The 3,474-nt window shown below is 73.0% G+C and carries 4 protein-coding genes; 1 reads left to right on the forward strand and 3 read right to left on the reverse strand.

The window, feature by feature from the left end:
• The first annotated feature begins 61 nt into the window (after positions 1 to 61).
• A complete protein-coding gene (locus AC0CYZ_RS06155) occupies positions 62 to 397 on the forward strand; it encodes a hypothetical protein (RefSeq protein ID WP_472213362.1) in 336 nt (111 codons plus the stop codon).
• Positions 398 to 422: 25 nt separating this feature from the next.
• Here the strand turns inward: AC0CYZ_RS06155 and AC0CYZ_RS06160 are convergent, their stop codons facing one another.
• The 3 genes from AC0CYZ_RS06160 to AC0CYZ_RS06170 form a co-directional block, all read right to left on the reverse strand.
• Positions 423 to 983 carry a hypothetical protein gene (locus AC0CYZ_RS06160; protein WP_472213364.1) on the reverse strand — a complete coding sequence of 187 codons (561 nt, stop codon included), beginning with the start codon at positions 981 to 983 and terminating at the stop codon, positions 423 to 425.
• Between the two features lie 296 nt (positions 984 to 1,279).
• Positions 1,280 to 2,551, reverse strand: a complete 1,272-nt coding sequence (gene nhaA, locus AC0CYZ_RS06165) for a Na+/H+ antiporter NhaA (RefSeq protein ID WP_472213365.1) — start codon at positions 2,549 to 2,551, stop codon at positions 1,280 to 1,282.
• A 117-nt stretch (positions 2,552 to 2,668) separates the two neighbouring features.
• A partial coding sequence (locus tag AC0CYZ_RS06170; protein WP_472213367.1) for an RHO alpha subunit C-terminal catalytic domain-containing protein occupies positions 2,669 to 3,474 on the reverse strand: 806 nt, incomplete at its 5' end.

The following is a 3,474-nucleotide window of genomic DNA, read 5'->3' on the forward strand; positions in this document are numbered from 1 at the left end:
CTCGGCGACACCCGCCGTCGTCGGCTTGTGTCGGTCCGCGGCCCGCGGGAGGGTTCGCCGCGTGACTGAGCACGTGACCAGGTTGGAGCTGGACGATCTCGGGCTCGCGGCGGGCCTTCCCCGCCCGGCCGGCCCCCACGACCGCGTCGAGGACGTCCCCTACCGGGCCGTCGAGTTCTGCGACGACGAACTCCCGACCGCCCTCGAACGGTGCGCCGCGTGGCTACGCGAGGCCGAGGGCTGGCTCGGCGAGCCCATCGACGTCCTCGCGATCCACCTCGACTACGACAACACGAAGGGCTCGCCGTACTTCGCCGTGAAGGCGCTGTGCAACGAGGAGGACCTCGCGGGGGCGCCCCTGCTCGCGCGTCGGCACGGGACGTCGCGGGAGGGCTGAGCTCGGGCGGGAACCCGGCGTCGGTCTACCGGAAGGAACCGTCGCCGGTGTTCACGCCGCCCTTGGGTACCGACACGATCTGGGTGGCCACGACGGGCTGGGCGACGTAGTCGGGGGAGGCATAGCGCCAGCAGTTGGCGGACGCGTCCCAGTACCGGCCGAAGTAGCGGTGCCCGTCGCCGTGGGTGGGGGGCAGGGTCGGCGGGAACGTGATCACGTAGTTGTTCGTGGACAGCCCGCCGGTGGAGCTGCTCGTCGAGGTCGAGGAGGTGGACGTCGAGCTGGTCGAGGTGCTGGAGGTCGAGGTGCTCGACGTGGAGGTGCTCGAGGGCGACGAGGCGTCGGGGACGGCGCCGAGCAGTGAGGACCGGTTCGACGACGGCGTGTCCGAGGTGCCGGAGGTGTCCGAGGTGCCGGAGGTGCCGGACGTGCCGAGGACGTCCGCGACCGCCTGGGCCACCCGCGGGGCCGGGGCCCCGGTGCGGACCTGCGCCGTGGCGACCCCGGAGGCCACCAGTCCGACGAGCAGCACTCCGGCCGCCACGGCCGCCACCCGCTTGACGGCGTTGCGCCGCACTACGCTCATCGCACCTACTCCTGGTCGATCGGTCCGTCCGGTGATCGGACGCGTCGCGAGCATCCGGGTTGCTGCCGACAACGAGCCGATCACCCGAACGGTGCGGTGGGCACCGTGCGTCCCCATGATCACGAGCACGCGACGCAGGCCGCGCCCGCCCGAGAGGGGCGTGGTGTGCCCGTCGTCGCGGGGACGCCCGGCCGATCACGATCACGGGCACACCCGGCAGGTCCGAGGCGTCCGGGACCTGCCTGGTGTGCTGATGATCAAGGACGGGCCAGGGCGCCGGCCGGACCCCGACCCGCCTACGCGGTCGAGTCGTCCTGGTCGTCGAGGCCGGCCGCGGCGTCGGTGCGCTCCTCGGCACACATCCGGCGATAGACCTGGCTCCGGGCGCGCAGCACGACGGTGGCCAGCAGCGCCGAGACGAGGGACCCGGCCAGCACGCCGATCTTGACCAGGTCGTCCTGCGGCGTCCCCGTCCCGAAGGCGAGCTCGCCGATCAGCAGGGAGACGGTGAAGCCGATGCCGGCGAGCAGCGAGAGCCCGAGCACGTCCCACCACGAGAGTTCGTCCGCGAGGCGGGCCCGCGTGAAGCGCTGGACCAGCCACGTCGCGCCCAGCACCCCGAGCGTCTTGCCGACCACGAGGGCGGCGACGATACCGAGGGTGACGCGGCTCGTGAGCGCGGCCGCCGCCCCGCCGCCGACGACGCCGACCCCGGCGGAGAAGAACGCGAAGACGGGCACCGCGACCCCGGCCGACAGGGGCCGCCACCGGTGCTCGAAGTGCTCGGCCAGTCCGGGTCCGGGCCCCTCCCGGCGACGGATCACCGGGACCGCGAACCCGAGCAGGACGCCGGCGACGGTCGCGTGGACCCCCGAGGCGTGCACGAGGCCCCAGGTCAGCGCGGCCAACGGCAGCAGGAGCCACCACCGCCGCACGCGCCGCTGCACGAGGACGGTGAACGCGGCGAGCGGGACCAGCGCCAGGAGCAGCGGGACGACGGCGAGGTCGTCGGTGTAGAAGCAGGCGATGATCGTGATGGCGAGCAGGTCGTCGACCACGGCGAGCGTCAGCAGGAAGGTGCGCAGGGCGTCGGGCAGGCTGGTGCCGATGATCGCGAGGACGGAGAGCGCGAAGGCGATGTCGGTGGCCGTGGGGATCGCCCAGCCGGACAGGCCGTCGGTGCCCGCGTTGATCGCCGTGTAGAGCAGCGCCGGCACGATCATCCCGCCCACCGCGGCGGCCACCGGCAGGGCGGCGCGGGTGGGGTCCCGCAGGTCGCCGGCCACGAACTCGCGCTTGAGCTCGAGCCCGGCGACGAAGAAGAAGATCGCCAGCAGGCCGTCCGCCGCCCACGTCGCGAGGGTCAGGTCGAGGTGCAGCGACGCCGGGCCGACCCGCAGTGCGGCCAGGTCGGTGTAGGCCTGCGCCCACGGCGAGTTGGCCCAGACCAGCGCGAGGGCCGCGGCCCCGACCAGCAGCGCGCCGCCGACGCTCTCGCGGCGCAGCACGTCGGCGATGCGCAGCCGCTCGCGTCGGGAGCCGCGGGCGAACAGGCGGGGAGCGGTCACGGGGACGACCTCCGGGCAGACGACGGCGGACGCCGACCAGACTTCCCGGCACACCGCGGACCACCCTAGATCAGCGGTCGAGGCGGGGACCGACGCCGCCGGCGGGGAGGACGGCGGTCACGGGTCCGGGAACATCCGGGCCATCGTCACCTCGTCACCCGCGGGGACCCGGTCCAGACCGACCATCTTGTCGATCACCATGTTCTGGAACCGGTGCAGCGGCTCCTCGAAGCGGAAACACATCCGCCCGCCCCGGTAGGCGGGGTTCGCCAGGCCCTCCTGGACTCGCTCGACGATCTCGAGGTCCTGCCGGTTGACCAGGTCCCAGAACGTCGCGAGCTGCTCCACGCCGTCCTCGGCGCCCGGGTCCGCCGTCGACTCCGGGTGGGTGAGGAGCACGGCGGTCTCGACGGTGCGGTTCGGCGCGACGGGGCGGTTGAACAGCACGAACGCGTGGTTGGGCAGGACGACCAGCGCGGTCGAGGGGAACAGCCACACGAAGCGGCCGGCGTCGCCGTCCTGCGGGCCGAGCGAGCTCAGCGGGCGCAGGCCGTCCCAGCCGCCCGCGTCGGTGTTGCGCGACACGGGAGTGGTGCACATCCCGGTGTAGCGGCCGGGGCCCTGCCAGCGGTAGTGGTCGGAGAACTTGGAGACCTGGTTGAGCTCGGGGTGGACCCAGGGCAGGTGGTAGTACTCCATGAAGTTCTCGCCGATGAGCTTGTGGTTCGCGGCGACGTCGTAGGTGCGGCGCCGCTGCGGTACCCACGACGCGAGCCCGTAGTCGGCGAACCGCTGCGGTAGGTCGCCGAGCGCTCTCGTCAGCGGCTCGGGGTCGGAGGAGAGGTTGACGAACAGGAGGAAGCCCCAGCTGTCCACCGAGACGGGCAGCAGGTGATAGTCGGCCTTGTCGAACCCCTGGGCCA

Source organism: Actinomycetospora sp., from assembly GCF_055612215.1.

Excerpts from the sequence above, each read along its gene's own strand:
- AC0CYZ_RS06160 (WP_472213364.1), bottom strand. The coding sequence starts at position 983 with ATGAGCGTAGTGCGGCGCAACGCCGTCAAGCGGGTGGCGGCCGTGGCG.